This is a genomic window from Streptomyces paromomycinus, assembly GCF_003865155.1.
Classification (GTDB): Bacteria; Actinomycetota; Actinomycetes; order Streptomycetales; family Streptomycetaceae; genus Streptomyces; species Streptomyces chrestomyceticus.
In genome coordinates this window covers 3,001,021-3,026,196 of the sequence record NZ_BHZD01000001.1, presented here as the reverse complement: position 1 = coordinate 3,026,196, position 25,176 = coordinate 3,001,021, and the positions used below count along the sequence as shown (strand labels likewise).

Below are 25,176 nucleotides of genomic sequence, written 5' to 3'. Positions count from 1 at the left end.
AGGATGCACGAATACCAGTGGCAGAAGTCGTCGTACAGCAACGCGGCGGTGAATTGCGTGAACGTCGCCGCTGCGCCCGACGGGACTGTGCACCTCCGGGAGAGCGATGCCCCGCAGGTGATCCTCTCGGCCACCCGCAACGGCCTCGCCGCATTCCTGGCCGCGATCAAAGGCCACGGGGCGCACCCGTCCGTACGTAGCCGCTGAGCACGCGCGGGGGCCCGGCGGGCCGAACCCCGGCCGCCGGGCCCTACGTCACCTTCGGCACCTTCGGCGCGCGAGCGCGCCTCAGCAGACCTCGACGCGCTTGTACTTGCCCCACTCGCTGTGGTGGCGGTAGCTGGCGCCGTTCTGCAAGGTGTGGCAGTCGAAGGGGCCGAACGAGCCGACCACGCGGACGCGCATCGGCTTGCCGCAGGTGTTCTGGACGCTCACCTCCCAGTAGCGGCCCACCACGGTGAAGACGTTGCGCTTCACGCAATCGGGAGCCGTTCCGCCGGCGGATGCCGGTGCGGCGGTCACCAGGCTGCTGAGGCCCAGGCCGGCCACGGCCAGGCCCACCACGGCGGCACGCTTCATGTCGATCATCGTGTCGATCACTCCCCGTTGGATTCCGGCCGGGGCGCGAACGGCGCCCCGGCGGGCGACAGCATGCCATGGCCTTGACGTGCGCAGGGCGAAAACTCGGGCACTCGCGCGGTCGGCCCGGGTACCGTCGGTTCCATGACCATCGAGGCCGTCCTCTGGGACGTGGACGACACCCTCTTCGACTACACCGGCTCCGACCGCACGGGAGCGCTCCGCCACATCGAGGTCGAGGGGCTGCTCGGGCGGTACGCGGACGCCGAGTGTGCGCTCGGGCGGTGGCGGGAGTGCATGGAGGTCGCCTTCGGGCGGTTTCTGGCCGGGGAGGTGGGGTTCATGGAGCACCGCAGGGAGCGGGCGCGGGACTTTCTCGGGGAGACGCTGAGCGATGACGAAGCCGATGCCTGGTTCGGGCGGTATGTCGCGCTGTACGAGGCGGCCTGGACGCTGTTTCCGGATTCCGTGCAGGCACTGACGGACCTGGCGCCGCTGGCCCGGCAGGGCGTGCTGTCGAACTCGTCCGTCCGTAATCAGGAGCGCAAGCTGCGGGCGCTCGGCATACGCGATCACTTCGAGGTGGTGCTGTGCGCCGACGAGGTGGGGCACGCGAAGCCGGCGGCGGGGGCGTTCCTGGCGGCCTGTGATGCGCTGGGGCTGGCGCCGGAGCGGGTTGTCTACGTGGGGGACAAGCTGGACGTGGACGCGATCGGTGCGCGCGATGCCGGGCTGGGCGCGGTGTGGGTGGACCGGACCGGGGAGCGGGGGGACGTGCCGGACGGGGTGACGCGGATCGGCGGGCTGGCCGAGCTGCCCTCCCTGGTGCGCGGCCTTATCGGTTTTGGAGCGTCGTCCACCTTCGGGTAATGTTCTTTCTGCGCCGCCCGGGCGGGCCGGAAAGCCGGACCGGGAAGCGCAAGCCGAACAAGACCCCTGGCGGGGGTTGCGTTCCGGTGGGCTATGGTGTAATTGGCAGCACGACTGATTCTGGTTCAGTTAGTCTAGGTTCGAGTCCTGGTAGCCCAGCAAGAGATCTTCTGAAGCTCTCTTGATCATGCAGTACCAGGCCCCCGTTGTGTAGCGGCCTAGCACGCCGCCCTCTCAAGGCGGTAGCGCCGGTTCGAATCCGGTCGGGGGTACAGATCCTTTCTCACCGTCACCTTCGGGTCGCTCCCGGATGCGACGACGCAAGGATCGCTAGGGCCCCCGTTGTGTAGCGGCCTAGCACGCCGCCCTCTCAAGGCGGTAGCGCCGGTTCGAATCCGGTCGGGGGTACTGGTCTAAACCACCATGGGCTATGGTGTAATTGGCAGCACGAGTGATTCTGGTTCATTTAGTCTAGGTTCGAGTCCTGGTAGCCCAGCGCGAAATCGCAGGTCAGCTGCGGTTCTGCAAGCAAGCCCCCGTTGTGTAGCGGCCTAGCACGCCGCCCTCTCAAGGCGGTAGCGCCGGTTCGAATCCGGTCGGGGGTACGCACAAGGAAAGGCCCTCCCGGCTGGGAGGGCCTTTTCGCATGGGATCCGCAGGAGAGGGCCCCGCTCGCCGCGGGGCCCGGCGTCACGACGAGTCGCCTCTGAAGCGGCGGTGTGATTCCTCCGCCTCCGCCAGCCGCCGCAGGCTCAGCAGGACCGGTTCGAGCAGTACGGTCAGCGCCACCGCGGCCTCCACCTGCTCGGCCGGCGTCTCGTACTCCTCCACCAAATCCAGGTCGGCGACGGCCAGTTCGCCCGCGAGCCGGGCGTACGGCAGCAGGTTCTCGACGGCGTGCGGATAGCCGAGCCGGGCGAGCGCGGCCAGGGCGTTCACCAGCATCCCGTACGTGGGGGAGACCGGGCCGACCTCCAGCCCGTACTGCCAGCCCAGGCGGCGCAGCAGCTCGTCGGCCGTGCGGCGGGCGGCGGTGGTCTCCGGGGCCTCCTTCGCCGGGCCGGGTGGATGGGGGAGGGCCCAGACGGCCGCGCCGAGGCGCATGTGGTGGTCCAGCGACTCGTCCTCGACCGCGGCCAGCACCTCGCGCGCGGTGGCCACCGGCATCTTCCCGACCTGGACCAGCGCCCGCACCAGACGCAGCCGGCGCAGGTGGGCGTCGCCGTACTCGGCGGTGGTGGCGGTGATCCGTTCGCCGGGCGGCAGCAGTCCTTCCCGCAGGTAGTACTTGATCGTGGCGGTGGACAGCCCGCTGCGTTCGCTCAGTTCCGACAGTCGCACCGCTTGCGCCTTTCCTTGGAGAGTGTCACTATCCAAGCATGGATAGTGGTGCTATCCAAAGAGGCGAGAGGCAAGGGGAACGTCATGGGGGACAAGGTCGTGCCGGGGCGCACGGTGGCGGACGCCGACGGGGAGGTGGTCGTCTTCCTGATCGGTATGCGCATCAACAAGTTCCGGGCGGTGGGCAGTTGGCTGCCCGTGCTGCGCGCGATGCCGCGGATGGTCAGGGAGTTGGTGCGCGAGCCGGGCGCCGGGATGCTCGGCTACCGGATGCTGAACGGCGGGCCGCGCGTCTTCACCTTGGTCCAATACTGGGAGTCGCGCGAGAAGTTGTACGCCTACGCCGCCGATCCGGACATGGAGCACCGCCCCGCGTGGGCGGCGTTCAACCGCCGCGCGCGGAGCGGCGAGGGGGCGGTGGGGATCTGGCACGAGACGTATGCCGTGCCGGCGGGTGCGTACAGCACGTTCTACAGTTCGATGCCGCTGAGCGGGCTCGGCGCCGCATACGGTGTCGCCGCGCAGGGTCGGCGCGGGGCGCTGAGCGCGTCCGTGGGCGTGGCGTAGGCGCGCTCTGATACGGCTGACCGGCCGGTGCGGGCGTCGGCGGCCACACCGGCCGGTCGTTCGTTTCAGCAGGTCAGCAGGTCAGCAGGTCAGCCCGTACGGCGCAGTGCCTCGCTGAGCCGGGCCGCCGCGTCGATGACCGCCTGGGCGTGCATCCGGCCCGGGTGGCGGGTCAGCCGCTCGATCGGTCCGGAGACCGAGACGGCGGCGACCACGCGGTTCGACGGGCCGCGTACGGGGGCGGAGACCGAGGCCACGCCGGGCTCCCGCTCGCCGATCGACTGTGCCCAGCCCCGGCGCCGTACGCCGGACAGTGCGGTGGCCGTGAAGCGGGCGCCCTGGAGACCGCGGTGCAGGCGCTCCGGCTCCTCCCAGGCCATCAGGATCTGGGCGGCCGAGCCGGCCTTCATGGGGAGCGTGGAGCCGACCGGGACGGTGTCCCGCAGTCCGGACAGCCGTTCCGCCGCGGCCACGCAGATCCGCATGTCGCCCTGGCGCCGGTAGAGCTGCGCGCTCTCGCCGGTCACGTCGCGCAGATGCGTGAGCACCGGTCCGGCCGTGGCCAGCAGACGGTCCTCGCCGGCCGCGGCGGCCAGTTCCGACAGCCGCGGGCCGAGGATGAACCGGCCCTGCATGTCCCTCGCCACCATCCGGTGGTGTTCCAGTGCCACGGCCAGCCGGTGTGCCGTGGGTCGTGCGAGCCCGGTCGCCGTGACCAGCCCGGCGAGGGTGGCCGGACCGGACTCCAGAGCGCTCAGTACGAGAGCTGCCTTGTCGAGAACGCCGACGCCGCTAGAGTTGTCCATGCAACGATACTCGCGTCTCACACTGTGAAACGCAAGTTCAATTTTCCTGGGAAGCCGCCAATCTGTAGTCGCGGCCCCCGACCAGGGCCCGGCACGGCGTCCGGATCCGGGGGACAGGCGCCGCGTACACAGTCGAGTTGGGCCGGCAATGCGGCCGGCCGGAGGGAAAGCGATGGCACGGACACTCGCGGAGAAGGTCTGGGACGACCACGTCGTCCGGCGCGCCGAAGGCGAGCCCGACCTCCTCTTCATCGACCTGCACCTGCTCCACGAGGTGACCAGCCCGCAGGCGTTCGACGGCCTGCGCAAGGCCGGCCGGCCGGTGCGGCGCACCGACCTCACCATCGCCACCGAGGACCACAACACCCCCACCCTCGACATCGACAAGCCCATCGCCGACCCCGTCTCCCGCACCCAGCTGGAGACGCTGCGCAAGAACTGCGCGGAGTTCGGCGTCCGGCTGCACCCGCTGGGCGACGTCGAGCAGGGAGTCGTCCACGTAGTGGGACCGCAGTTGGGACTGACCCAGCCGGGCACGACCGTGGTGTGCGGCGACAGCCACACCTCCACTCACGGCGCGTTCGGCGCGCTGGCCTTCGGCATCGGCACCAGCCAGGTCGAGCACGTGCTGGCCACCCAGACGCTGCCGATGGCGCCGTTCAAGACCATGGCCGTCACCGTCGAGGGCGAGCTGCCCGACGGCGTCACCGCCAAGGACCTGATCCTCGCCGTCATCGCCCGCATCGGCACCGGCGGCGGCCAGGGCTACGTCATCGAGTACCGCGGCGAGGCCATCGAGAAGCTCTCGATGGAGGCCCGGATGACCATCTGCAACATGTCCATCGAGGCGGGCGCCCGGGCCGGCATGATCGCCCCCGACGAGACCACCTTCGCCTACCTCCAGGGCCGCGACCACGCGCCCCGGGGGGCCGACTGGGACGCCGCCGTGGCGTACTGGAAGACCCTGCGCACCGACGACGACGCGGTCTTCGACCACGAGGTCGTCGTGGACGCCGCCGAGCTGGCCCCGTTCGTCACCTGGGGCACCAACCCGGGCCAGGGCGCACCCCTTTCGGCGCACGTCCCCGACCCCGCTTCGTACGAAGACGCATCGGAGCGCTTCGCCGCCGAAAAGGCCCTGGAATACATGGGGTTGACGGCCGGTCAGCCGCTGCGCGACATCCGTGTCGACACCGTCTTCGTAGGTTCCTGCACCAACGGGCGCATCGAGGATCTGCGCTCCGCCGCCGAGATCGTACGGGGCCGCCGGGTCGCCGACGGCGTACGGATGCTCGTCGTCCCGGGCTCGGTACGGGTCTCCCTCCAGGCGGTCTCGGAGGGCCTCGACAAGGTCTTCACCGAGGCCGGTGCCGAGTGGCGGCACGCCGGCTGCTCGATGTGTCTCGGGATGAACCCGGACCAGCTGGCCCCCGGCGAGCGGTCCGCCTCGACCTCCAACCGCAACTTCGAGGGCCGGCAGGGCAAGGGTGGCCGTACCCACCTGGTCTCGCCCCAGGTCGCCGCCGCGACGGCGGTTCTCGGCCATCTTGCATCGCCGGCCGACCTGTCCGACGCCGACGCCGACGTACGCACGCCCGCGGGAGTCTGAAACCACCATGGAAGCTTTCACCACGCACACCGGCCGGGCCGTCCCGCTGCGCCGCAGCAACGTCGACACCGACCAGATCATCCCGGCCCACTGGCTCAAGAAGGTCACCCGCGACGGCTTCGAGGACGGGCTCTTCGAGGCCTGGCGCAAGGACCCGGGGTTCGTGCTGAACCAGGAGACGTACCGGGGGGCGACCGTCCTGGTGGCCGGACCCGACTTCGGCACCGGCTCCTCGCGTGAGCACGCGGTGTGGGCTCTGCAGAACTACGGCTTCAAAGCCGTCATCTCCTCGCGTTTCGCCGACATCTTCCGGGGCAACTCGCTGAAGAACGGACTGCTGACCGTGGTGCTGCCGCAGGAGACCGTCGAGGCGCTGCAGCAGCTCGCCGAGGCCGACCCCGCGGCCGAGGTCACCGTCGACCTCGTCGGCCGGCAGGTCCGGGCACCGGGCATCACCGCAGGGTTCGAGCTGGACGAGAATGCGCGTTGGCGGCTGCTGGAGGGACTGGACGACATCAGCCTCACCCTTCGGGAGGAGGAGGCCATCGCCGGGTACGAGGCGAACAGGCCGTCGTTCAAGCCGCGTACGGTAGTAGTCTGACCTCGGGTTTTTTGGCTCAAAGCCTTATTGCGTACGATGCGCCCCTTGCTAGTTGGCAGGGGGCGCATCGGCGTGTGGAGGCTGCCGTTGAGGCCCCGTGAAGCGACAACTCGCCGCAGATGGCACAATTAGCGCATGGAACGCGACGACCAACTCAAGCTCTACGGTCTCGTCGCCGACCGACTCAAGGACGCACACACACGAGTGCGGACACTGCAAGTCCCGGAGGGCGTACGCATGGCGCTGACCCGGAAGCTGCTCGTCATCACGGCGGCGGCGAAACACGATCTGGCGGACGCGGCAAGGCGTCTGGAGTGGTTCATGAACGACCTCGACGAGGGTCGCTTTCCCGTAGACGTGCACGCCGACGGAACTCCGTGAAGGTCGAGTTCGTTGCGGCACAAGGGTGATTAGCCCGTTTCGTGTTTGATTTGCGGTATATATCTGCCTAACGTGCGAAAAGGCTTGAACACTTTCGTTCCAGCAATGTCTCCGAAGGGGAAGACGTGAACAAGGCGCAGCTCGTAGAAGCCATTGCCGACAAGCTCGGCGGCCGTCAGAACGCCGCGGACGCGGTGGACGCGGTACTGGACGCAATCGTCCGTGCAGTTGTCTCCGGCGACCGCGTATCGGTCACCGGATTCGGTTCGTTCGAGAAGGTGGACCGTCCGGCCCGCTACGCCCGCAACCCGCAGACGGGTGAGCGGGTCCGGGTCAAGAAGACCTCGGTGCCCCGTTTCCGTGCCGGTCAGGGCTTCAAGGACCTGGTCAGCGGCTCGAAGAAGCTCCCGAAGAACGACGTGGCCGTGAAGAAGGCTCCCAAGGGCAGCCTCTCGGGCGGTTCTTCCACCCGTACGACGGCCAAGGCCGCCACCAAGAAGGCCACCGCCAAGAAGACCACGGCGAAGAAGACCACGGCCACCGCCGCCAAGAAGGCCACGCCGGCGAAGAAGACCACCGCCACGGCGAAGAAGACCACGGCCGCCGCCAAGAAGGCCACCCCGGCGGCGAAGAAGGCCACCGCCACCACGGCGAAGAAGTCGGCGGCCAAGAAGACCACGGCCACCGCCGCCAAGAAGGCCACCCCGGCCAAGAAGGCCACCGCCACCGCCAAGAAGGCGACGGCCAAGAAGACCGCGCCCGCGACCAAGGCGACGGCCAAGAAGGCCCCGGCCAAGAAGGCCACGGCCCGCAAGACCACCGCCAAGAAGACCACCGCCCGCAAGCGGTAATTCAGCAGCGGCGACGCCACGCGTCGGGCCGGACTCCCCTCGGGGAGCCCGGCCCGCGGTGCGTCCCGAAGCGCCCGCCCGGTGTGCGGAGCGGCCCGGACGCGGTGTGCGGCGCGGCCCGGACGCCGTGTGCCGTCTAGGCTGGTCACCATGCAGGCCACCGCGTACACCTACGACGCCCAGACCCGCTCCGGCAGCGTGCTGCTCGACGACGGCACCCCGCTGCCCTTCGACGCCGCGGCCTTCGACGCGGGCGGCCTGCGGCTGCTGCGGCCCGGTCAGCGGGTCCGTATCGATGTCGAGGGTGCGGCCGGCGGCGGCAAGGAGGCGGACGGGCGCCGCATCGTGCTCGTCACGCTTCAGACGTTCTGACGGATTTCCGGCGCTTACCGGGCTCTCAGGGCTTCCGGCATTGCTCGGGCTCGCTGACTTCCGGCACGGCTCGGGCTCGCAGCGCTTCCGGCGGCTTTCCGGCACTGCTCAGGGCGTCCGGCGGCTTTCCGGCGCCCTTCCCCGCGGTGTGACGGCTTTCCGGCGCCCTTCCCGGCAGTCTGACGGCTCTCCGTCGCCCTGCGGACACCCCGCCGCTTTTCGTCATACTCCGGGCGCCCTGGCGCCTTCCGCCGCCGCGTGAGCCCGCATCCGCGGCACACAGCGGGCGGTGTGCCGCCCCACACCCAGTGCCAGCGCGGCCCGCAGATCCTCCCCGGTGTCCACGTCCCGGCGTACGGATTCGGCCCCCGGCAGTACGATCTCGCGCGCTCCCGATTCGCGGTGACGCGCCCGGGACGGCCCCCCGAAAGCGGGTGCCAATTCCACTCCGGGAGCCGCGCACAGCAGCGTCGTCCCGATTTCCGCCGCATCCGCGAGAAATGCCCGGGGAAATGCCGAGGCAGCCGACAGGACCCGCCCCAGTTCCGCCGGGCGCAACGCCGGGAGATCCGCGTTCAGTGCCGCCACGGCCGCGGCGGCGCGCCGCTGCCGCACCTGACCGGCGCCGTACGCCAGCGCCGCGTTCAGGCCGCGGCCCGGCACGTCCGCGACGACCCGCGCGCCGAGGGCCGCCAACCGCTCCCCGGCCACCGGATCGTCCGTGACAACCGCCACATCCAGGACGTCTTCGCAGGCCAGCGCAGCCGTCACGGTGTCCAGCGCGAACGCCAGTGCCAACTGGGGCCGGAGCTCTTCCCCCGCCGCCCGGGACAGCCTGCTCTTCGCCCGTACCAGGGGTTTCAGCGGTACGACCAGGCTCCAGCCCACGTCCGCTCCGTCTCTTCGCATCCCCCTCATTCTCACCCGCCGTCACCGCCTTCCGTGAGCGGCGGGGTTACGGTGTTCTCGACATAGCGGGTACCTGGGGCGACACTTGTGCGGCTGCCGGGTCGCAGCAGCTCAGCAGATCCCACAAGGAGGGTGTCCCAGTGTCCCGCCGCAGAATCGGCTTCTGGTACCGCTTGGCCGCGGTCATCTGCAAACCGCCGCTCCTGGTTCTGTTCAAGCGGGACTGGCAGGGAATGGAGCACGTTCCCGCCGACGGCGGATTCATCACCGCGGTCAACCACAACTCGTATCTGGACCCGCTGTCGTATGCGCACTACCAGTACAACACCGGCCGGGTCCCGCGATTCCTCGCCAAGTCCGGACTCTTCAAGGGCGGCTTCGTCGGCCTGATGATGCGCGGAACCGGCCAGATCCCCGTCTACCGGGAATCCGCCGACGCCGCGGTGGCCTTCCGTGCCGCCGTGGCCGCCATCAACAAGGGCGAATGCGTCGCCTTCTACCCCGAGGGCACCCTCACCCGCGATCCCGACATGTGGCCCATGCAGGGCAAGACCGGGGCCGCCCGGGTGGCGTTGCTCACCAAGGCGCCGGTCATCCCGGTGGCGCAGTGGGGCGCCAACGAGGTCATGCCGCCGTACGCCAAGGAGAAGAAGCTGCGGCTCTTCCCGCGCAAGACCCTGCGGGTCAAGGCGGGCCCGGCGGTCGACCTGAGCGAGTTCTACGGCAAGGAGCCCACCGCCGAGGTGCTGCGCGAGGTGACCGACAAGGTCATGGCCGCCGTCACCGCGATCCTCGCCGAGGTGCGGGACGAACCGGCGCCGGCCGAGCCGTACGACCACCGCAAGGACGCCGTCCGGCGCAGCCGGGCCCGCCGGGAACAGCAGGCCGCCGAGCGGGCGCGGAAACTGGACGAGCAGGGCGTGAAACTGGACGACCAGGCACCGAAGACACAGGAGGATGAAGGCAAGTGACGCGCTGCGCCGTCTACGGCACGGGGTCCTGGGGCACCGCATTCGCGATGGTGCTCGGTGACGCGGGCTGCGAGGTGACGATGTGGGGCCGCAGAGCGGGCCTGGTCGACGCCATCAACACCGGCCGGACCAACCCCGACTACCTGCCGGACGCTCAGCTGCCGGAGACCGTACGGGCCACCACCGACCCCGCGGAGGCCGCGCACGGCGCCGATTTCACCGTCCTGGCCGTCCCCTCGCAGACGCTGCGCGAGAACCTCGCCGCCTGGGCGCCGCTGCTGCCCGCCGACACCGTCCTGGTCTCCCTGATGAAGGGCGTCGAACTGGGCACCGCCAAGCGGATGAGCGAGGTCGTCGAAGAGGTCGCCAAGGCCCCCGCCGAACGGGTCGCGGTGCTGACCGGCCCCAACCTCGCCAAGGAGATCGCCGCCCGGCAGCCCGCCGCCGCGGTCGTCGCCTGTGTGGACGAAGCCGTGGCCCGGCGCCTCCAGGCCGCCTGCCACACCCCGTACTTCCGCCCGTACACCAACACCGACGTGGTCGGCGCCGAGCTGGGCGGCGCGGTCAAGAACGTCATCGCGCTGGCGGTCGGCATGGCCGGCGGCATGGGCCTGGGTGACAACGCCAAGGCGTCCCTGATCACCCGCGGCCTCGCCGAAACCACCCGGCTGGGCCTGGCGATGGGCGCCGACGCGCACACCTTCGCCGGCCTCGCGGGCATGGGCGACCTGGTCGCCACCTGCTCCTCGCCGCTCTCCCGCAACAACACCTTCGGCGCCAACCTCGGCCGCGGCATGTCGCTGGAGGAGACCATCGCGGTCACCAAGCAGACCGCGGAGGGCGTCAAGTCCTGCGAGTCGGTACTGGATCTCGCCCGTCGGCACGGCGTCGACATGCCGATCACCGAGACGGTCGTGGACATCGTCCACGAGGGCAAGCCGCCGCTGGTGGCCCTCAAGGAACTGATGTCGCGCAGCGCCAAGCCCGAGCGGCACTGAGGGCCCGCGGCCGCTCCCGGGGCTGCGCCACCGGCCCTCCTGGGGCAGCAGGTACGCTCAACGCGATATGAGCAGCGAGACCCCTTCCCAGAAGCCCCGCGTCGCCGTCGTGTTCGGCGGGCGCAGCTCCGAGCACGCCATCTCCGTGGTCACCGCGGGCGCCGTGCTGGCCGCCATCGACCGCGAGAAGTACGACGTGCTGCCCATCGGCATCACGACCGACGGACGGTGGGTGCTGACCGCCGACGCCCCGGAGCGGATGGCCATCACGGACCGGAAGCTGCCGGACGTGGCGGAGCTGAGCGAATCCGCCGGGGGCGCCGTCGTCCTGCCGGTGGACCCGACCAGCCGCGAGGTCGTCTACAGCGAGCCGGGCGCGGTGCCCAAGGCGCTCGGCGAGGTCGACGTCGTCTTCCCCGTGCTGCACGGCCCGTACGGTGAGGACGGCACCCTCCAGGGTCTCCTGGAGCTGTCCGGCGTGCCCTACGTGGGCTCCGGGGTGCTCGCCTCGGCCGTCGGCCAGGACAAGGACTACATGAAGCGGGTGTTCACCTCCTTCGGGCTGCCGGTCGGCCCGTACGAGGTCGTCCGCCCCCGCGAGTGGGAGCAGGACCCCGCGGCGGCCCGCAAGAAGATCGTGGACTTCGCCGGGGAACACGGCTGGCCGCTGTTCGTGAAGCCCGCCCGCGCCGGTTCCTCCATGGGCATCACCAAGGTGGACGACGTCAGCGGCCTGGACGCGGCGGTCGCGGAGGCCCGCCGCCACGACCCCAAGATCATCGTGGAGTCGCTGCTGACCGGCCGGGAGATCGAGTGCGGCGTCCTGGAGTTCGAGGACGGCCCGCGCGCCAGCGTCCCGGCCGAGATCCCGCCGGTCTGCGACCACTCCTTCTACGACTTCGAGGCCAAGTACATCGACTCGGCCAGCGGCATCGTGCCCGCGCCGCTCACCGAGGAGCAGACCGCACGCGTCCAGGAACTGGCCGTCGCGGCCTTCGAGGCGGCCTCCTGCGAGGGACTGGTGCGCGCCGACTTCTTCCTCCAGGACAACGGCGAGTTCGTGATCAACGAGATCAACACGCTGCCCGGTTTCACGCCCATCTCGATGTACCCGCGGATGTGGCAGGAGACCGGCGTCAGCTACCCCGAGCTGGTCGACCGGCTGATCCAGGCGGCGCTGCGGCGCTCCACGGGGCTGCGCTGAGGCGGCGGGCCGGCGGTCTCAGACCCCGGCCGGCACCGTCTTGCGTACGGCGTCCGCGAGGTCGGTGAGCACATCGACCTCGGGGGCGTACTTCCCCGGAACGCTCACCTCGACATACGTCTTGCGCAGTACGGTCGTGAAGCGGTACCCGTCGTCCTGCCGCTCGAAGAGCCAGTCGACACCGTCGACTTCCGCCGCGTCCGCACCAGGGTTGTAATGTTCACTCCCAGGCGTCAGGACGGCGGGTTTGCGTACCCCGCAGCGCAGCCGGACGGCGGGGTCGCCCCAGACGGCGGTGAAGTCCGAGACCGGGTCGGCGGTGCCCCGCTCCAGTCCGTCCACGGTCCGCGGCAACTCCTTCTGGAGCGCCCGGCACTGCCGCGCGGAGCCGCCTTCGGGCGCGGGGGCGGCGACGGGGACCGAGGACGAGCAGCCCACCGCGGCGAACGCCACGGTGAGCAGGGCCGGAATCAGCAGCCGGCGCGACGAGGAGATCACCCGGCCGAGCATACGGGGGAGCTAGAGATGGACCACCGGGCAGGTCAGGGTGCGGGTGATGCCGTCCACCTGCTGAACCTTGGCGACCACCATGCGGCCGAGTTCGTCGACCGTGTCGGCCTGGGCCCGCACGATCACGTCGTACGGGCCGGTGACGTCCTCGGCCTGGATCACGCCGGGGATCTTGGCGATCACTTCCGCCACGGCCGACGCCTTGCCCACCTCGGTCTGGATCAGGATGTACGCCTGTACCACGGGACCTCCAGGGCGGCTTCGAGGATCATGTGGGAAGAAGGGACGCCACGGTACCGCGTCGGCGCGCGCGCCGGGGAGACCCGGGCGGGGAACGCGACGCGCGGCGCGGGGGCCGGCCGCCCCGGGGGAGCGGGGGCCGGACCCGCGGTGACGGAGTACGGATCGGCAGCGCAGTACGGATCGTCCGTACGCATCGGAAGGGCAGCAGCATGAAGGGCACCGTGGGCGAGCTGGGAGAGTTCGGGCTGATCAGGGAGCTGACCTCCCGGCTCACCGCCACCCCGGCCGTACGGATCGGTCCGGGCGACGACGCCGCGGTGGTCACCGCGCCCGACCGCAGGGTCGTGGCCAGCACCGACGTCCTCCTCGAAGGGCGGCACTTCCGCCGCGACTGGTCCACCGCCTACGACGTGGGCCGCAAGGCCGCCGCGCAGAACCTGGCCGACATCGCCGCCATGGGAGCGGTGCCCACCGCCATCCTGCTCGGCCTGGTCGTGCCCGCCGAACTGCCGGCGACCTGGGCGACCGAGCTGATGGACGGGCTGCGCGACGAGTGCCAGGTGGCGGGCGCCGCCGTGGTCGGCGGCGACGTCGTACGCGGCGACACCATCACCGTCGCCATCACCGCCCTGGGTGACCTGCGCAACCAGGAACCGGTCACCCGATCCGGTGCCCAGCCGGGCGACGTGGTCGCCGTCACCGGCTGGCTGGGCTGGTCGGCGGCCGGCTACGCGGTCCTCACCCGCGGCTTCCGCTCCCCGCGCGCCTTCGTGGAGGCGCACCGCCGCCCCGAACCCCCGTACCACGCGGGCCCCGCGGCGGCCGGTCTCGGAGCCACCGCCATGACGGACGTCAGCGACGGCCTGGTCGCCGACCTGGGCCACATCGCCGAGGCCAGTAAGGTCCGTATCGACCTGCGCTCGGGCCAGATCGACATCCCCTCGCAGATGTCCGACATCGGCACGGCGGTCGGCGTGGACCCGATGCAGTGGGTGCTCAACGGGGGCGAGGACCACGCCATCGTGGCGACGTTCCCGCCCGACGTGAAGCTGCCCGCCCGCTGGAAGGTGATCGGCGAGGTGCTGCACCCGTCGGCGCTGCCGCAGGTGACGGTGGACGGCGCACCGTGGTCCGGCGCGGGCTGGGACCACTTCGGCGCGGACGAGGACGGCGAGCAGCCGGGCGCCTGAGGGGGCCGGGGGACGGTCCGCTTCCGAGGGACCACGGACGGGGCCCGGAAAGGGCCCCGGTAGATTCGCCGGTATGCGCACACCTCCACGCGTCCTGACCGTCGCCGGGTCCGACTCCGGCGGCGGCGCGGGCATCCAGGCCGACCTGAAGACGATGCTGGCGCTCGGCACGCACGGCATGAGCGTGCTGACCGCCGTCACCGCGCAGAATTCGCTGGGTGTGCAGGGCGCGTGGGAACTGCCCGCCGAAGCCGTACGGGCCCAGTTCCGCAGCGTCGTGGACGACATCGGCGTCCAGGCCGTCAAGACCGGGATGCTCTCCTCACCGGAACTGGTCGAGACGGTCGCGGATCTGCTCGCCGGGGTGTCCGCGCCGGTCGTCGTGGACCCGGTCGGCGTCTCCAAGCACGGCGACGCCTTGCTGGCCGCCTCCGCGCTGGACGCGGTCCGTACGAAGCTGCTGCCCACGGCCACCGTCGCCACCCCCAACCTGGACGAGGTCGCCCAGCTCACGGGCGTACGGGTCCGGGAGGAGACCGACATGCGGCGCGCTGCCGCCGCGGTCCTCGGCTTCGGCCCGCGCTGGGCACTGATCAAGGGCGGCCACCTGGAGGGCGACGCCGTCGACCTGCTCACCGACGGCACCGAGGAACACTGGCTGCGCGCCCCGCGGCACGACAACCGGCACACCCACGGCACCGGCTGCACCCTGGCCAGCGCCGTCGCCGCCCGGCTCGCCCTGGGGGACACGGTCCCGGAGGCCGTGGCGGCGGCCAAGGAGTACGTCACCGGCGCCATCGCGGGCGGCTTCCGCCTGGGCGCGGGGATCGGGCCGGTGGACCACGGGTGGCTGATGCGGGACTGAGGCGGGACGAGGGCGTACCCGGTGCCCGGCTCCCGGAGACACCGGGCTCCGGCCTCCGGGTACGGCAAAAAGCCGGTCCACCGAGGTGGACCGGCTTTCAGGCAACCGGCGGGGCTGCGCTACGACTAGGACGTCAGCGCGAGACCTTGCCGGCCTTGATGCACGAGGTGCAGACGTTGAGCCGCTTCGGCGTGCGCCCGATGACCGCGCGCACCGTCTGGATGTTGGGGTTCCAACGACGGTTGGTACGGCGGTGCGAGTGGGAAACGCTCTTGCCGAAGCCCGGCCCCTTGCCGCAGACGTCGCAGTTGGCAGCCACGGGTCACTCCAAAGACTTCAGATGCACTTACGGTGAATCCCGACGAGCGGAGTGCATTGAACCGACCCGATTCGCCAGGAGAGGAATGGCCCGATTCGCATCGGGCAACCGGAGCAGCATACAACGACCGCTCCCGTAGAACGAAACTACCATGAGCGCCCCGGCCCCCGCCCCGGCCGCCGGGCCCCCGCGCCACTACTGTGCGGTGGATCGCATGACCGAGCCGAGCCCGCCGAGGGCCGCTGGCCGAGGAGGACGAACGGTGCCGCACCCGCTCGACGCCGATGCGGTACGTACCTGGTGCGCCCTCGCGCTCCAGGCCCTGGGCCGCGAGCGCGAGCGGATCGACGCGATCAACGTCTACCCCGTGGCCGACGGCGACACCGGCACCAACCTGTACCTGACCGTCGAGTCCGCGGCCCGCGCGGTCGAGGCCGCCTTCGACGGACACGGCGCCTCGGGCACCGCACCGGACCTGGGCGACGCCGTCGGCGCCATGGCCCACGGGGCCCTGATCGGCGCCCGCGGCAATTCCGGGACGATCCTCGCGCAGCTGCTGCGCGGGATGGCGGAGATCCTGGGGGCCGGGGCCGGGGGCGCGGTCGAAGCCAGGGGTGAAGCCAGGGGCGAGGCCGGGTCCGGCGGTCCGGCGGCGGTGCTGAAGCGGGCCCTGCGCCGGGCGGCCGAGTCGACGTACGAGGCGGTGGCGCACCCCGTCGAAGGCACGGTCCTCACGGTCGCCACCGCGGCCGCGCAGGCGGCCGAGCGGGCCGACGGGACCCCGGCGGCGGTGGCGCGGGCCGCGTACGAGGGAGCACGTACCGCCCTGGACGCGACGCCGGGGCAGCTTGCGGTCCTGGGCCGGGCAGGCGTCGTGGACGCGGGAGGCTGCGGCCTGGTCGCCCTGCTGGGCGCGCTGGCCGGGGCGCTCTCCGGGGAGGTGCCGACAGCGGCGATCACCGTACGGCCGGACGCCCCCGTACGGGTGGCGGGCGGCTGCCCGGCGGCGGAGGGGAACGGGTCCGGCCCCGAGAGGCAGCACGGCGGCGACGCGGCCCCGGACGGCCTCCACGGCGACGACACCGATCCGGACGGCCCGGCCTTCGAAGTGATCTACCTCCTGGAGGCCGACGACGCCGCCGTGTCCCGGCTCCGCACCCGCCTGGACGCCCTCGGCGACTCCCTGGTGGTCGTCGGCGGCGACGGGCTGTGGAACGTGCACGTCCACGTGGACGACGCGGGCGCCGCCGTCGAGGCGGGCATCGAGGCGGGCCGCCCGCACCGCATCCGCATCACCCACTTCGGGACGCCGGACGGCGGCGGCCGGGGCGCCCGCCGCCGCGCGCCCGAGCCGGCGGCGCGCGCCGTGGTGGCCGTGGTGCCGGGCGACGGGCTCGCCGGCCTGTGTGCCGAGGCCGGCGCGACCGCGGTGACCGTACGCCCGGGGGAGCCGCCCGCCAGCGGCGAGCTGGTGCAGGCCATCCGGCAGGCGAACGCGCGCGAGGTGATGCTGCTGCCCAACGACCCCGAGCTGCGGCACACGGCGGCCGCCGCGGCCGAGCAGGCCCGCACCGAAGGTGTACGGGTCGCCCTGATCCCCACCCGCGCCGCCGTCCAGGGCATCGCCGCGCTGGCCGTGCACGAGCCCGCCCGCAGCTTCGACGAGGACATGGTGGCCATGACCTCGGCCGCGGGCGCCACCCGCTACGCGGAGCTGGCCGTCGCCGAACGGCAGTCCTGGACGATGGCCGGCGTCTGCCAGGCCGGCGACGTCCTCGGGCTGATCGACGGGGACGTGGTGGTGATCGGCTCCGACCTGGCCGCGACCGCGGTGACCGTACTGGACCGGATGCTCTCCGCGGGCGGGGAAATGGTCACGCTCGTCCTGGGCGCGGATTTCCCCGGCTCCCTCGCGGACCGCCTGGAAAGGCACGTACGGGAACGCCACCTGGCCGTGGACACCGTCGTCTACGAAGGCGGGCAGCGCGGCGCCCCCCTTCTCATCGGCGTCGAATAGCGCCCTGGAAGGCGGTGCGGAAATGCTCACCACCCCGGCGGAATTCCGGGGCCTGCCGCCGGTTGTCAGTGGCGTGGTGTGCAATGGTCGTCGTGTCCGCGCTCGACGAACCCCTGAAGAAGATTCTCGGTGGCACCACCGCCAAGGTGATGGCCGAGCATCTCGGCCTGCACACGGTCGGCGACCTGCTCCATCACTATCCGCGCAGATACGCGGAGCGCGGTGAGCTGACCCGGCTCTCCGACCTGCCGCTGGACGAACACGTCACGGTCGTCGCGCGGGTCGCGGACGCCCGTGTGCTGAAGTTCAACAACGGCCGCGGCCAGCGCCTGGAGGTGACCCTCACCGACGGCAGCGGCCGCCTCCAGCTCGTCTTCTTCGGCAAGGGCATCCACAAACCGCACAAGGACCTGCTGCCCGGCCGCCGCGCGATGTTCGCGGGCAAGGTCTCGGTCTTCAACCGCAAGCTGCAACTGGCCCACCCCGAGTACGCGCTGCTGGAAGGCGAGGCAAGCGCGACCGGCGAGGAGGCCGTGGACGCGTTCGCGGGCCGCCTCATGCCGATCTACCCGGCCTGCCAGCAGATGGCCTCCTGGAAGATCACCAAGGCCGTCGACGCGGTGCTGCCCAGCGCCCGCGAGGCGCTGGACCCGCTGCCGGAGTCCCTGCGCGCGGGCCGGGCCCTGCTGCCGCTCCCGGACGCCCTGGAGAAGGTCCACCGCCCGCGCACGAAGGCCGACATCGAGGACGCCCGCTCCCGGCTCAAGTGGGACGAGGCGTTCGTCCTCCAGGTGGCCCTCGCCCGCCGCCGCATGGCGGAAACCCAACTCCCCGCCACACCCCGCCCGTTGACCCCCGGCGGCCTGCTCGACGCCTTCGACGCGAAACTCCCCTTCACCCTCACCGAAGGCCAGCAGAAGGTCAGCCGCGAGATCTTCGGGGACCTGGCGACGGACCATCCGATGCACCGGCTTCTTCAAGGGGAAGTGGGTAGCGGGAAAACCATGGTGGCCCTGCGCGCCATGCTCGCCGTCGTGGACACCGGCGGGCAGGCGGCGATGCTCGCGCCCACCGAAGTGCTCGCCCAACAGCACCACCGGTCCATCACGGAGATGATGGGGGAGCTGGCCGAAGGGGGCATGCTCGGCGGGGCCGAGCACGGGACCAAGGTGGTGCTGCTGACGGGCTCGATGGGGGCCGCCGCCCGCCGGCAGGCCCTGCTCGACCTCGTCACGGGCGAGGCCGGCATCGTCATCGGCACCCATGCGCTGATCGAGGACAAGGTGCAGTTCCACGACCTGGGTCTGGTCGTCGTCGACGAGCAGCACCGCTTCGGCGTGGAGCAGCGGGACGCGCTGCGCGGCAAGGGCAAGCAGCCGCCGCACCTCCTCGTCATGACGGCCACCCCCATTCCCCGTACGGTCGCGATGACCGTCTTCGGCGACCTGGAGACCTCCGTACTGGACCAACTCCCCGCCGGGCGCTCGCCGATCGCCAGCCATGTCGTACCCGCCAAGGACAAGCCGCACTTCCTGGCGCGAGCCTGGGAACGGGTGCGCGAGGAGGTCGGGAACGGCCATCAGGCGTACGTGGTGTGCCCCCGCATCGGTGACGAGGAGGAGGCGCCGAAGGGCAAGGGTGCGAAGAAGAAGGACGGGGAGGAGCCGGGGGGCGGCGGGGGCGAGGACAAGCGGCCCCCGCTGGCCGTCCTGGACGTCGCCGAGCAGCTGACGAAGGGGCCGCTCGCCGGACTGCGCGTCGAGGTGCTGCACGGCCGGATGCATCCGGACGACAAGGACGCGGTGATGCGCCGGTTCGCGGCCGGCGAGGTGGACGCGCTGGTGGCCACCACCGTCATCGAGGTCGGGGTGAACGTGCCCAACGCCACCGCCATGGTGATCATGGACGCGGACCGCTTCGGCGTCTCCCAGCTGCACCAGCTGCGCGGCCGGGTGGGCCGCGGCTCGGCGCCCGGCCTGTGCCTGCTGGTCAGCGAGATGCCCGAGGCGAGCCCCGCGCGGGCCCGGCTCGCCGCGGTCGCCGGCACCCTGGACGGTTTCGAGCTGTCCCGTATCGACCTGGAGCAGCGCCGCGAGGGCGACGTCCTCGGCCAGGCCCAGTCGGGCGCCCGTACGTCCCTGCGGATGCTCGCCGTCATCGAGGACGAGCAGGTCATCGAGGCCGCCCGGGAGGAGGCCACCTCGGTGGTCGCCGCCGACCCCGAGCTGACCGGCTATCCGGAGCTGCGGATCGCTCTCCAGGCCTTGCTGGACGCCGAGCGCGAGCAGTACCTCGACAAGGGGTGAACGCGAGGCGGGCCGGGCGGCGCGGCCCCGGCCCGGCCGACGCCATATCGTGGTCAGTGGTCCGCGCAGGCGGGCCGCCCCACCCGCAGCGCGAAGGACCGAGATCCCATGACCCGCGTGATCGCCGGCATCGCCGGCGGCCGGCGCCTGGCCGTGCCCCCCGGCAACGGCACCCGCCCGACCTCCGACCGGGCGCGCGAGGGCCTGTTCTCCACCTGGGAGTCGCTGGACGGCACGCTGTCCGGCGCCCGGGTGCTCGACCTGTACGGCGGCTCCGGCGCCGTGGGCCTGGAGGCGCTGTCCCGCGGCGCCGCGCACGTCCTGCTGGTCGAGGCCGACGCCCGCGCCGTCCGCACCATCAGGGACAACGTCCGCACCGTCGGTCTGCCGGGCGCCGAGGTGCGCGCCGGCAAGGCCGAGCAGGTGGTCGCCGGGCCGGCTCCGGACGAGCCGTACGACGTGCTCTTCCTCGACCCGCCCTACGCCGTCACCGACGGCGATCTTGAGGAGATCCTGCTCACACTCCACCGGCGGGGCTGGTGCGCCGAGGAGGCACTCGTCACCGTGGAGCGGAGCACCAGAGGCGGTCCGTTCCCCTGGCCGGCCGGGTTCGAGGCCATTCGGTCCCGGCGCTACGGCGAGGGGACGCTTTGGTACGGTCGCGCCGCTTCGACGTGCGACAACGCGTCATGACCGGACCGGAGAGCGAGGAACCTCAGTTGCGCCGCGCAGTCTGTCCGGGGTCGTTCGACCCCATCACCAACGGGCATCTGGACATCATTGCCCGGGCCTCCAGGCTCTACGACGTCGTGCACGTCACCGTGATGATCAACCAGGCCAAGAAGGGCCTGTTCTCGGTCGACGAGCGGATCGACCTGATCCGCCGGGCCACCGCCGAGTACGGCAACGTCCAGGTCGAGTCCTTCCACGGCCTGCTCGTCGACTTCTGCAAGCAGCGCGACATCCCCGCCATCGTCAAGGGGCTGCGGGCGGTCAGCGACTTCGACTACGAGCTGCAGATGGCCCAGATGAACAACGGCCTCTCCGGCATCGAGACCCTCTTCATCCCCACCAGCCCCACCTACAGCTTCCTCTCCTCCAGCCTGGTCAAGGAGGTCGCGGCCTGGGGCGGCGACGTCTCCCACCTCGTGCCGCCCTTCGTCCTGGAGGAGCTGACCAAGCGGCTCGGTACCGAGTGACGTCCTGACCTTCCGTCAGCAGGTGTCGGCGCGGGGCGCTGTGGACGTACAGTCGTCCCCGTTCCGTCGTACCGACCCGGAGAGTGGCGAGTCCAAGGTGGACGTGCAGAAAAAGCTCGACGAGATCGTCCGGACCGTCGGCAGCGCCCGGTCCATGCCCATGTCGGCCTCGTGCGTGGTCAACCGCGCCGAGCTGCTCGCCATGCTGGAGGAGGTGCGGGCCGCGCTGCCCGGGTCGCTCGCGCAGGCCCAGGAGGTGCTCGGCGACCGTGCGCAGATGGTCGAGGAGGCCCGTGCCGAGGCGGAGCGGATCATCGAGTCCGCCAACGCCCACCGCGGCTCGCTGATCTCCGACACCGAGGTCGCCCGGCAGTCCCAGGCCGAGGCCGACCGCATCCTGGCCGAGGCCCGCCGCGAGGCCGAGGAGGTCCGCGCCGAGGCGGACGACTACGTGGACAGCAAACTGGCCAACTTCGAGGTCGTCCTCACCAAGACCATCGGCTCGGTCGACCGCGGCCGCGAGAAGCTGCTCGGCCGTGCGCCGGGCGAAGGCGGCCACCAGGACGAGGACGGCGTCCAGGCGCCCGAGCCCAGCGCCGACCCGCAGACGCTCAAGGAGCGGGCCGACCGCTACGTGGACGCCAAGTTCGGCGCCTTCGAAGCCGTCCTGACCAAGACCCTGGAGGCCGTCGGCCGCGGCCGGCTCAAGCTCCAGGGCGCCCGCCCGACGGACGAGCTGGGCAGCCTCGCCGCACAGGCCGACGGGCACCACCCCGGCCACACCGGCGACGCCGAGTACCTGGCCGGGCTCGCGGAGCTGGCCGACCCCGTACCGCAGCAGCCGCAGGCCCCGCCGCAGCCCGCCGTGCCGCCGCAGGGCCACTACGCCGACCACGCCGACCACGCCGACCACGCCGACTATGCTGCCCCGGGCTACCAGCAGCAGGACGTCTACGGCTACCAGCAGGCCCCGTACGCGCAGCAGGACCCGTACGGCTACGGCTGGCAGGACCCGCAGGCGCAGCACCCCCACCAGCAGCCCTACGACCCGAACGCGGTCTACCTCCAGCAGCCCCAGGTGCCGGGGCAGGACCCCGCGGGCCGGGCGGCGCAGCCCGCCGCGCTCGACGAGACCAGTCTCTTCGACACGAGCATGATCGACTTGGACCGGCTGCGGCAGTACGAGGAGGGGCGGCAGTAGCGGATTGGGCCTATCGGGACCGTTCCAGTATCCTGGCTCTTCGGTCGCGTGTACGTCCGCGATCTCTGCTGCCCGGTTGCCTCTCGGTGACGGGGCGGCTCGTACGTCAGCGTAGAAAGCAGGAAGCCATCAACGCCCGCCTCGACCACCGTTCCCCGCTCGTGTTCGACACGCGCGATCTGGGACGCCGTCCCGGCGCGCTGCAGCGGCTCTCCCGCACCGTCGAGGCCCCCCGGGACCTCGGCAACGAGGTCATCGGAGTGCCCGTGGGCGCGCCGGTGGAACTCGACTTCCGCCTGGAGTCCGTCATGGACGGGGTGCTTGTCACAGGTACCGGCCGTGCATCGGTCCAGGGGGAGTGCGTAAGGTGTCTGGAGCCGCTGGAGCGCGAGCTCGTAGCGGACTTCCAGGAGATGTTCTCCTACCCCGACGCCGACGCCAGGACCCGCACCGCGGAGCCCGGCGACGACGCCGAGGAAGAGGAGGACACGCTCTTCCTCGAGGACGACCTGTTCGACCTCGAACCCGTGCTGCGTGATGCGGTGGTGCTCGCACTGCCGATGCAGCCGGTGTGCCAGGACGACTGCCCGGGCCTGTGCTCCCAGTGCGGAGAGCGGCTCGCGGACGACCCGGACCACCACCATGACGCCGTCGACATCCGTTGGGCGGCACTGCAGGGACTCGCCACCGACCCGGCCGGCGAGAAGGACGAGAACATGAGCGGCGACGGGCCTGAGTCAGCGCGCGCCGCCGAGAAGCAGGAGAAGTAGCCGTGGCTGTTCCGAAGCGGAAGATGTCGCGCAGCAACACGCGCCACCGCCGGTCGCAGTGGAAGGCTGCGGTCCCCACCCTGGTGGCGTGCGAGCGCTGCCACGAGCCGAAGCAGCAGCACATCGCGTGCCCGAGCTGCGGCACCTACAACAAGCGACAGGTCCTCGAGGTCTGATCGGCTGGTGACAGGCTCTATGTCAGACGCCCCTACGTCACCCCGCAAGCGCGGGGCCGACACGGCAACGGCGGACACGGCCTCGTCCCACACGCTTCTGGAAGGGCGGCTCGGGTACCACCTCGAGTCCGCCCTTCTGGTGCGTGCGCTGACGCACCGCTCGTACGCGTACGAGAACGGCGGTCTGCCCACCAACGAGCGGCTGGAGTTCCTCGGGGACTCGGTGCTCGGCCTGGTGGTCACCGACACGCTGTACCGCACCCACCCCGACCTGCCCGAAGGCCAGCTGGCCAAGCTGCGGGCCGCGGTGGTCAACTCGCGCGCACTCGCCGAGGTGGGCCGCGGCCTCGACCTCGGCGCCTTCATCCGCCTCGGCCGGGGCGAAGAGGGCACCGGAGGCCGCAACAAGGCCTCCATCCTGGCCGACACCCTGGAAGCGGTGATCGGCGCGGTCTATCTCGACCAGGGCCTCGACGCGGCCGGCGAGCTGGTGCACCGGCTCTTCGACCCGCTCATCGAGAAGTCCGCCGGCCTGGGGGCCGGCCTGGACTGGAAGACCAGCCTCCAGGAACTGACCGCGACCGAAGGTCTCGGTGTCCCGGAGTACCTGGTCAGCGAGACCGGTCCGGACCACGAGAAGACCTTCACTGCTGCTGCCCGCGTCGGTGGTGTCTCGTACGGCACCGGCACCGGCCGCAGCAAGAAGGAAGCCGAGCAGCAGGCGGCCGAGTCCGCCTGGCGGGCGATCCGCGCGGCGGCGGACGAAGCGGCCGAGAAGGCCGCGGACGCGCCGCCGGCCGGGGAGCCCGTGGTTCCCCCGGCGGGGGACACGCCCTAGGCCGCAAAGGCTCCTCACTCCCGGTCGTCCACCCCACCTCGGGGAAGGGCGGCCGGGCAGTGCTTTGCGGGGCCGTACCGTCCGCCCCAGGGGCGGCGCGCACCATCCGTACCGCGTCCCCCGCGCGCTCGCGGCGGACATCGCATGACGAGGAGAGCCGTGCCCGAGCTGCCCGAGGTCGAGGTCGTACGCCGCGGACTGGAGCGGTGGGTACGGGGCCGTACCGTCGCCGCCGTCGAGGTCCTGCACCCGAGGGCCGTCCGGCGGCACACCGCCGGGGCCGTCGACTTCGCGACCCGCCTGCGGGGCCAGCGCATCGGCGAGGCCCGGCGCCGCGGCAAGTACCTCTGGCTGCCGGTCACCGACGGCCTGTCCGTCCTCGCCCACCTGGGCATGAGCGGGCAGCTCCTGGTCCAGCCGCAGGACGCCCCCGACGAGAAGCACCTGCGCGTCCGCTTCACCTTCGACGACGACGCCGGCACCGAACTGCGCTTCGTCGACCAGCGCACCTTCGGCGGGCTGTCGCTGCACGACGCCGTGCCCGGCGACCTCGAAGGGCTCCCCGACGTCATCGCGCACATCGCCCGCGACCCGCTCGACCCGGCCTTCGACGACGCCGCCTTCCACGACGCGCTGCGCCGCCGCCGCACCACCGTCAAGCGCGCGCTGCTGGACCAGTCGCTGATCAGCGGGGTCGGCAACATCTACGCCGACGAAGCCCTGTGGCGCTCCCGGCTGCACTACGACCGTCCGACCGCCACCCTCACCCGCCCCCGTACCACCGAGCTGCTCGGCCACATCCGTGACGTGATGAGCGCCGCGCTCGCCGTCGGCGGCACCAGCTTCGACAGCCTCTACGTCAACGTGAACGGCGAGTCGGGCTACTTCGAACGGTCGCTGGACGCGTACGGGCGCGAGGACGAACCGTGCCGGCGCTGCGGCACGGCCATGCGCCGCCGCCCCTGGATGAACCGCTCCAGCTACTTCTGCCCCCGCTGCCAGCGGCTGCCGCGCCCGTAGCCCCGTACAGCGCGCGCCACGGGTCCGTACCGTGCGCGCCGCAGGCCCGTACAGCGCGCGCCCGGCCCGCGCGCCCACCCCGCGCGCCCGGGCCCCGGGCGTGCCGCCCGTACGCGGGGACCTGTACACGCCGACCCACCCGCATACGCGTGCTTTCGTACGGATGGAGATGCGACCCTGTAGCCAGGGGGCCATACCTTCGGAGGTTGGGATCCGATGGCGACGAGTATGCATCTGGTCTGGAGCTCGGCGGCGCCCGGCAGCGTCGTGTACGAGACACACGCGATCGAGGTGGTCGAAGAAGGCGGCGTACACGGCGAGGTCGTCAGCGAGCGGCACGAGGTCCCGGTGCGCAGCCGCGCCCACGCGGAGGAGATCGCCGCCGAGCACGACTACGAGCTCTACCGCGACGGGGAGGAGTGGGACAGCCTTCCCGAGGAGGCGGAGGGCTGAGCCGACGGCG

At 71.6% G+C, this 25,176-nt stretch carries 30 protein-coding genes and 5 tRNA genes; 28 read left to right on the top strand and 7 right to left on the bottom strand.

What is annotated here, in order from left to right; genetic code table 11:
- Positions 1–3: 3 nt before the first annotated feature.
- Positions 4–207 carry a DUF397 domain-containing protein gene (locus OEIGOIKO_RS12215; RefSeq protein WP_125054056.1) on the top strand — a complete coding sequence of 68 codons (204 nt, stop codon included), beginning with the start codon at positions 4–6 and terminating at the stop codon, positions 205–207.
- Positions 208–288: 81 nt separating this feature from the next.
- Here OEIGOIKO_RS12215 and OEIGOIKO_RS12210 read toward each other — a convergent pair whose 3' ends face one another.
- Entirely contained in the window at positions 289–579 is a 291-nt protein-coding gene (locus OEIGOIKO_RS12210) for a hypothetical protein (RefSeq protein ID WP_125054055.1), read from the bottom strand.
- A gap of 144 nt (positions 580–723) precedes the next feature.
- On the opposite strand from OEIGOIKO_RS12210, the gene OEIGOIKO_RS12205 reads away from it, so the two are divergent.
- The 6 genes from OEIGOIKO_RS12205 to OEIGOIKO_RS12180 all read left to right on the top strand — a co-directional run bounded on the left by OEIGOIKO_RS12205 (position 724) and on the right by OEIGOIKO_RS12180 (position 2,054).
- On the top strand, positions 724–1,449 hold the full coding sequence (locus tag OEIGOIKO_RS12205) for an HAD family hydrolase (protein ID WP_125054054.1): 726 nt from the start codon (positions 724–726) through the stop codon (positions 1,447–1,449).
- 87 nt (positions 1,450–1,536) lie between these two features.
- Positions 1,537–1,608 (top strand) — tRNA-Gln (locus OEIGOIKO_RS12200).
- A gap of 40 nt (positions 1,609–1,648) precedes the next feature.
- Positions 1,649–1,721, top strand: a tRNA-Glu gene (locus OEIGOIKO_RS12195).
- A 63-nt stretch (positions 1,722–1,784) separates the two neighbouring features.
- Positions 1,785–1,857 (top strand) — tRNA-Glu (locus OEIGOIKO_RS12190).
- Positions 1,858–1,873: 16 nt separating this feature from the next.
- A tRNA-Gln gene (locus OEIGOIKO_RS12185) sits at positions 1,874–1,945 on the top strand.
- Positions 1,946–1,981: 36 nt separating this feature from the next.
- Positions 1,982–2,054 (top strand) — tRNA-Glu (locus tag OEIGOIKO_RS12180).
- An 85-nt stretch (positions 2,055–2,139) separates the two neighbouring features.
- Here OEIGOIKO_RS12180 and OEIGOIKO_RS12175 read toward each other — a convergent pair.
- Complete coding sequence (locus OEIGOIKO_RS12175; RefSeq protein WP_125054053.1) at positions 2,140–2,790, bottom strand: MerR family transcriptional regulator; 651 nt, start codon at positions 2,788–2,790, stop codon at positions 2,140–2,142.
- An 84-nt stretch (positions 2,791–2,874) separates the two neighbouring features.
- Here OEIGOIKO_RS12175 and OEIGOIKO_RS12170 point away from each other — a divergent pair, with 84 nt between their 5' ends.
- Positions 2,875–3,357 (top strand): DUF4188 domain-containing protein, encoded by a 483-nt coding sequence (locus OEIGOIKO_RS12170; RefSeq protein ID WP_125054052.1) that lies wholly within the window; start codon positions 2,875–2,877, stop codon positions 3,355–3,357.
- Positions 3,358–3,446: 89 nt separating this feature from the next.
- Here the strand turns inward: OEIGOIKO_RS12170 and ndgR are convergent, their stop codons facing one another.
- Positions 3,447–4,163 carry an IclR family transcriptional regulator NdgR gene (gene ndgR, locus OEIGOIKO_RS12165; RefSeq protein ID WP_003984709.1) on the bottom strand — a complete coding sequence of 239 codons (717 nt, stop codon included), beginning with the start codon at positions 4,161–4,163 and terminating at the stop codon, positions 3,447–3,449.
- A gap of 172 nt (positions 4,164–4,335) precedes the next feature.
- Here ndgR and leuC point away from each other — a divergent pair, with 172 nt between their 5' ends.
- The 5 genes from leuC (at position 4,336) to OEIGOIKO_RS12140 (ending at position 7,977) form a co-directional block, all read left to right on the top strand.
- Positions 4,336–5,772, top strand: a complete 1,437-nt coding sequence (gene leuC / locus OEIGOIKO_RS12160; protein WP_125054051.1) for a 3-isopropylmalate dehydratase large subunit — start codon at positions 4,336–4,338, stop codon at positions 5,770–5,772.
- A 7-nt stretch (positions 5,773–5,779) separates the two neighbouring features.
- On the top strand, positions 5,780–6,373 hold the full coding sequence (leuD, locus tag OEIGOIKO_RS12155; protein ID WP_125054050.1) for a 3-isopropylmalate dehydratase small subunit: 594 nt from the start codon (positions 5,780–5,782) through the stop codon (positions 6,371–6,373).
- Between the two features lie 135 nt (positions 6,374–6,508).
- Positions 6,509–6,754 (top strand): SCO5555 family protein, encoded by a 246-nt coding sequence (locus tag OEIGOIKO_RS12150; RefSeq protein WP_125054049.1) that lies wholly within the window; start codon positions 6,509–6,511, stop codon positions 6,752–6,754.
- Between the two features lie 125 nt (positions 6,755–6,879).
- Positions 6,880–7,605 carry an HU family DNA-binding protein gene (locus tag OEIGOIKO_RS12145; protein ID WP_125054048.1) on the top strand — a complete coding sequence of 242 codons (726 nt, stop codon included), beginning with the start codon at positions 6,880–6,882 and terminating at the stop codon, positions 7,603–7,605.
- A 150-nt stretch (positions 7,606–7,755) separates the two neighbouring features.
- A complete protein-coding gene (locus OEIGOIKO_RS12140; RefSeq protein WP_125054047.1) occupies positions 7,756–7,977 on the top strand; it encodes a hypothetical protein in 222 nt (73 codons plus the stop codon).
- Between the two features lie 222 nt (positions 7,978–8,199).
- Here the strand turns inward: OEIGOIKO_RS12140 and cofC are convergent, their stop codons facing one another.
- Positions 8,200–8,886: a 2-phospho-L-lactate guanylyltransferase gene (gene cofC / locus OEIGOIKO_RS12135; protein ID WP_246177317.1), complete on the bottom strand. Its 687-nt coding sequence runs from the start codon at positions 8,884–8,886 to the stop codon at positions 8,200–8,202.
- A gap of 140 nt (positions 8,887–9,026) precedes the next feature.
- Between cofC and OEIGOIKO_RS12130 the strand changes: the two genes are divergently transcribed.
- The 3 genes from OEIGOIKO_RS12130 (at position 9,027) to OEIGOIKO_RS12120 (ending at position 12,059) form a co-directional block, all read left to right on the top strand.
- Positions 9,027–9,857 carry a lysophospholipid acyltransferase family protein gene (locus OEIGOIKO_RS12130; RefSeq protein ID WP_125054045.1) on the top strand — a complete coding sequence of 277 codons (831 nt, stop codon included), beginning with the start codon at positions 9,027–9,029 and terminating at the stop codon, positions 9,855–9,857.
- Positions 9,854–10,855, top strand: a complete 1,002-nt coding sequence (locus tag OEIGOIKO_RS12125; RefSeq protein WP_125054044.1) for an NAD(P)H-dependent glycerol-3-phosphate dehydrogenase — start codon at positions 9,854–9,856, stop codon at positions 10,853–10,855. The genes OEIGOIKO_RS12130 and OEIGOIKO_RS12125 overlap by 4 nt, the downstream gene beginning before the upstream one ends.
- Positions 10,856–10,922: 67 nt before the next feature.
- Positions 10,923–12,059 (top strand): D-alanine--D-alanine ligase family protein, encoded by a 1,137-nt coding sequence (locus OEIGOIKO_RS12120; protein ID WP_125054043.1) that lies wholly within the window; start codon positions 10,923–10,925, stop codon positions 12,057–12,059.
- Positions 12,060–12,077: 18 nt separating this feature from the next.
- Here the strand turns inward: OEIGOIKO_RS12120 and OEIGOIKO_RS12115 are convergent, their stop codons facing one another.
- On the bottom strand, positions 12,078–12,569 hold the full coding sequence (locus OEIGOIKO_RS12115) for a DUF3515 domain-containing protein (RefSeq protein ID WP_125054042.1): 492 nt from the start codon (positions 12,567–12,569) through the stop codon (positions 12,078–12,080).
- A 9-nt stretch (positions 12,570–12,578) separates the two neighbouring features.
- Positions 12,579–12,812, bottom strand: a complete 234-nt coding sequence (locus tag OEIGOIKO_RS12110) for an Lrp/AsnC family transcriptional regulator (RefSeq protein WP_030018372.1) — start codon at positions 12,810–12,812, stop codon at positions 12,579–12,581.
- Positions 12,813–13,021: 209 nt separating this feature from the next.
- Between OEIGOIKO_RS12110 and OEIGOIKO_RS12105 the strand changes: the two genes are divergently transcribed.
- Entirely contained in the window at positions 13,022–14,002 is a 981-nt protein-coding gene (locus OEIGOIKO_RS12105) for a thiamine-phosphate kinase (protein ID WP_125054041.1), read from the top strand.
- Positions 14,003–14,075: 73 nt separating this feature from the next.
- Positions 14,076–14,867, top strand: coding sequence for a bifunctional hydroxymethylpyrimidine kinase/phosphomethylpyrimidine kinase (thiD, locus tag OEIGOIKO_RS12100; RefSeq protein ID WP_125054040.1), 792 nt, complete (start codon positions 14,076–14,078; stop codon positions 14,865–14,867).
- Between the two features lie 133 nt (positions 14,868–15,000).
- Here thiD and rpmB read toward each other — a convergent pair whose 3' ends face one another.
- Positions 15,001–15,186 (bottom strand): 50S ribosomal protein L28, encoded by a 186-nt coding sequence (rpmB, locus tag OEIGOIKO_RS12095; protein ID WP_003984695.1) that lies wholly within the window; start codon positions 15,184–15,186, stop codon positions 15,001–15,003.
- Between the two features lie 214 nt (positions 15,187–15,400).
- Between rpmB and OEIGOIKO_RS12090 the strand changes: the two genes are divergently transcribed.
- From OEIGOIKO_RS12090 to OEIGOIKO_RS12045, 10 genes are all read left to right on the top strand, one after another.
- The gene (locus tag OEIGOIKO_RS12090) at positions 15,401–17,203 is read left to right on the top strand and encodes a DAK2 domain-containing protein (protein ID WP_170251694.1); all 1,803 of its coding nucleotides are present in this window, start codon (positions 15,401–15,403) and stop codon (positions 17,201–17,203) included.
- A gap of 83 nt (positions 17,204–17,286) precedes the next feature.
- Positions 17,287–19,509 (top strand): ATP-dependent DNA helicase RecG, encoded by a 2,223-nt coding sequence (gene recG, locus OEIGOIKO_RS12085; RefSeq protein WP_174857154.1) that lies wholly within the window; start codon positions 17,287–17,289, stop codon positions 19,507–19,509.
- Between the two features lie 108 nt (positions 19,510–19,617).
- The gene (gene rsmD / locus OEIGOIKO_RS12080) at positions 19,618–20,202 is read left to right on the top strand and encodes a 16S rRNA (guanine(966)-N(2))-methyltransferase RsmD (RefSeq protein ID WP_125054037.1); all 585 of its coding nucleotides are present in this window, start codon (positions 19,618–19,620) and stop codon (positions 20,200–20,202) included.
- A 26-nt stretch (positions 20,203–20,228) separates the two neighbouring features.
- Positions 20,229–20,708, top strand: coding sequence for a pantetheine-phosphate adenylyltransferase (coaD, locus tag OEIGOIKO_RS12075; protein ID WP_033037174.1), 480 nt, complete (start codon positions 20,229–20,231; stop codon positions 20,706–20,708).
- A gap of 97 nt (positions 20,709–20,805) precedes the next feature.
- Entirely contained in the window at positions 20,806–21,909 is a 1,104-nt protein-coding gene (locus OEIGOIKO_RS12070; RefSeq protein ID WP_176602594.1) for a cell division initiation protein, read from the top strand.
- An 86-nt stretch (positions 21,910–21,995) separates the two neighbouring features.
- A complete protein-coding gene (locus OEIGOIKO_RS12065; protein WP_125054035.1) occupies positions 21,996–22,679 on the top strand; it encodes a YceD family protein in 684 nt (227 codons plus the stop codon).
- Positions 22,680–22,681: 2 nt separating this feature from the next.
- A complete protein-coding gene (gene rpmF / locus OEIGOIKO_RS12060) occupies positions 22,682–22,855 on the top strand; it encodes a 50S ribosomal protein L32 (protein WP_003951102.1) in 174 nt (57 codons plus the stop codon).
- A 19-nt stretch (positions 22,856–22,874) separates the two neighbouring features.
- Positions 22,875–23,693, top strand: a complete 819-nt coding sequence (rnc, locus tag OEIGOIKO_RS12055; protein WP_125054034.1) for a ribonuclease III — start codon at positions 22,875–22,877, stop codon at positions 23,691–23,693.
- Positions 23,694–23,852: 159 nt separating this feature from the next.
- Entirely contained in the window at positions 23,853–24,713 is an 861-nt protein-coding gene (mutM, locus tag OEIGOIKO_RS12050; protein WP_125054033.1) for a bifunctional DNA-formamidopyrimidine glycosylase/DNA-(apurinic or apyrimidinic site) lyase, read from the top strand.
- Between the two features lie 216 nt (positions 24,714–24,929).
- The gene (locus tag OEIGOIKO_RS12045; protein ID WP_125054032.1) at positions 24,930–25,166 is read left to right on the top strand and encodes a hypothetical protein; all 237 of its coding nucleotides are present in this window, start codon (positions 24,930–24,932) and stop codon (positions 25,164–25,166) included.
- The last annotated feature ends 10 nt before the right edge of the window (positions 25,167–25,176 follow it).

Coding starts and splice junctions, on each gene's coding strand:
- OEIGOIKO_RS12140 (WP_125054047.1), top strand. CDS start 7,756: ATGCAGGCCACCGCGTACACCTACGACGCCCAGACCCGCTCCGGCAGC.
- leuD (WP_125054050.1), top strand. CDS start 5,780: ATGGAAGCTTTCACCACGCACACCGGCCGGGCCGTCCCGCTGCGCCGC.
- OEIGOIKO_RS12205 (WP_125054054.1), top strand. CDS start 724: ATGACCATCGAGGCCGTCCTCTGGGACGTGGACGACACCCTCTTCGAC.
- rnc (WP_125054034.1), top strand. CDS start 22,875: ATGTCAGACGCCCCTACGTCACCCCGCAAGCGCGGGGCCGACACGGCA.
- OEIGOIKO_RS12120 (WP_125054043.1), top strand. CDS start 10,923: ATGAGCAGCGAGACCCCTTCCCAGAAGCCCCGCGTCGCCGTCGTGTTC.
- rsmD (WP_125054037.1), top strand. CDS start 19,618: ATGACCCGCGTGATCGCCGGCATCGCCGGCGGCCGGCGCCTGGCCGTG.
- cofC (WP_246177317.1), bottom strand. CDS start 8,886: ATGCGAAGAGACGGAGCGGACGTGGGCTGGAGCCTGGTCGTACCGCTG.
- OEIGOIKO_RS12045 (WP_125054032.1), top strand. CDS start 24,930: ATGGCGACGAGTATGCATCTGGTCTGGAGCTCGGCGGCGCCCGGCAGC.
- OEIGOIKO_RS12215 (WP_125054056.1), top strand. CDS start 4: ATGCACGAATACCAGTGGCAGAAGTCGTCGTACAGCAACGCGGCGGTG.
- recG (WP_174857154.1), top strand. CDS start 17,287: ATGGTCGTCGTGTCCGCGCTCGACGAACCCCTGAAGAAGATTCTCGGT.
- OEIGOIKO_RS12210 (WP_125054055.1), bottom strand. CDS start 579: ATGAAGCGTGCCGCCGTGGTGGGCCTGGCCGTGGCCGGCCTGGGCCTC.
- thiD (WP_125054040.1), top strand. CDS start 14,076: ATGCGCACACCTCCACGCGTCCTGACCGTCGCCGGGTCCGACTCCGGC.
- OEIGOIKO_RS12105 (WP_125054041.1), top strand. CDS start 13,022: ATGAAGGGCACCGTGGGCGAGCTGGGAGAGTTCGGGCTGATCAGGGAG.
- OEIGOIKO_RS12090 (WP_170251694.1), top strand. CDS start 15,401: ATGACCGAGCCGAGCCCGCCGAGGGCCGCTGGCCGAGGAGGACGAACG.
- ndgR (WP_003984709.1), bottom strand. CDS start 4,163: ATGGACAACTCTAGCGGCGTCGGCGTTCTCGACAAGGCAGCTCTCGTA.
- OEIGOIKO_RS12170 (WP_125054052.1), top strand. CDS start 2,875: ATGGGGGACAAGGTCGTGCCGGGGCGCACGGTGGCGGACGCCGACGGG.
- OEIGOIKO_RS12115 (WP_125054042.1), bottom strand. CDS start 12,569: ATGCTCGGCCGGGTGATCTCCTCGTCGCGCCGGCTGCTGATTCCGGCC.
- leuC (WP_125054051.1), top strand. CDS start 4,336: ATGGCACGGACACTCGCGGAGAAGGTCTGGGACGACCACGTCGTCCGG.
- OEIGOIKO_RS12150 (WP_125054049.1), top strand. CDS start 6,509: ATGGAACGCGACGACCAACTCAAGCTCTACGGTCTCGTCGCCGACCGA.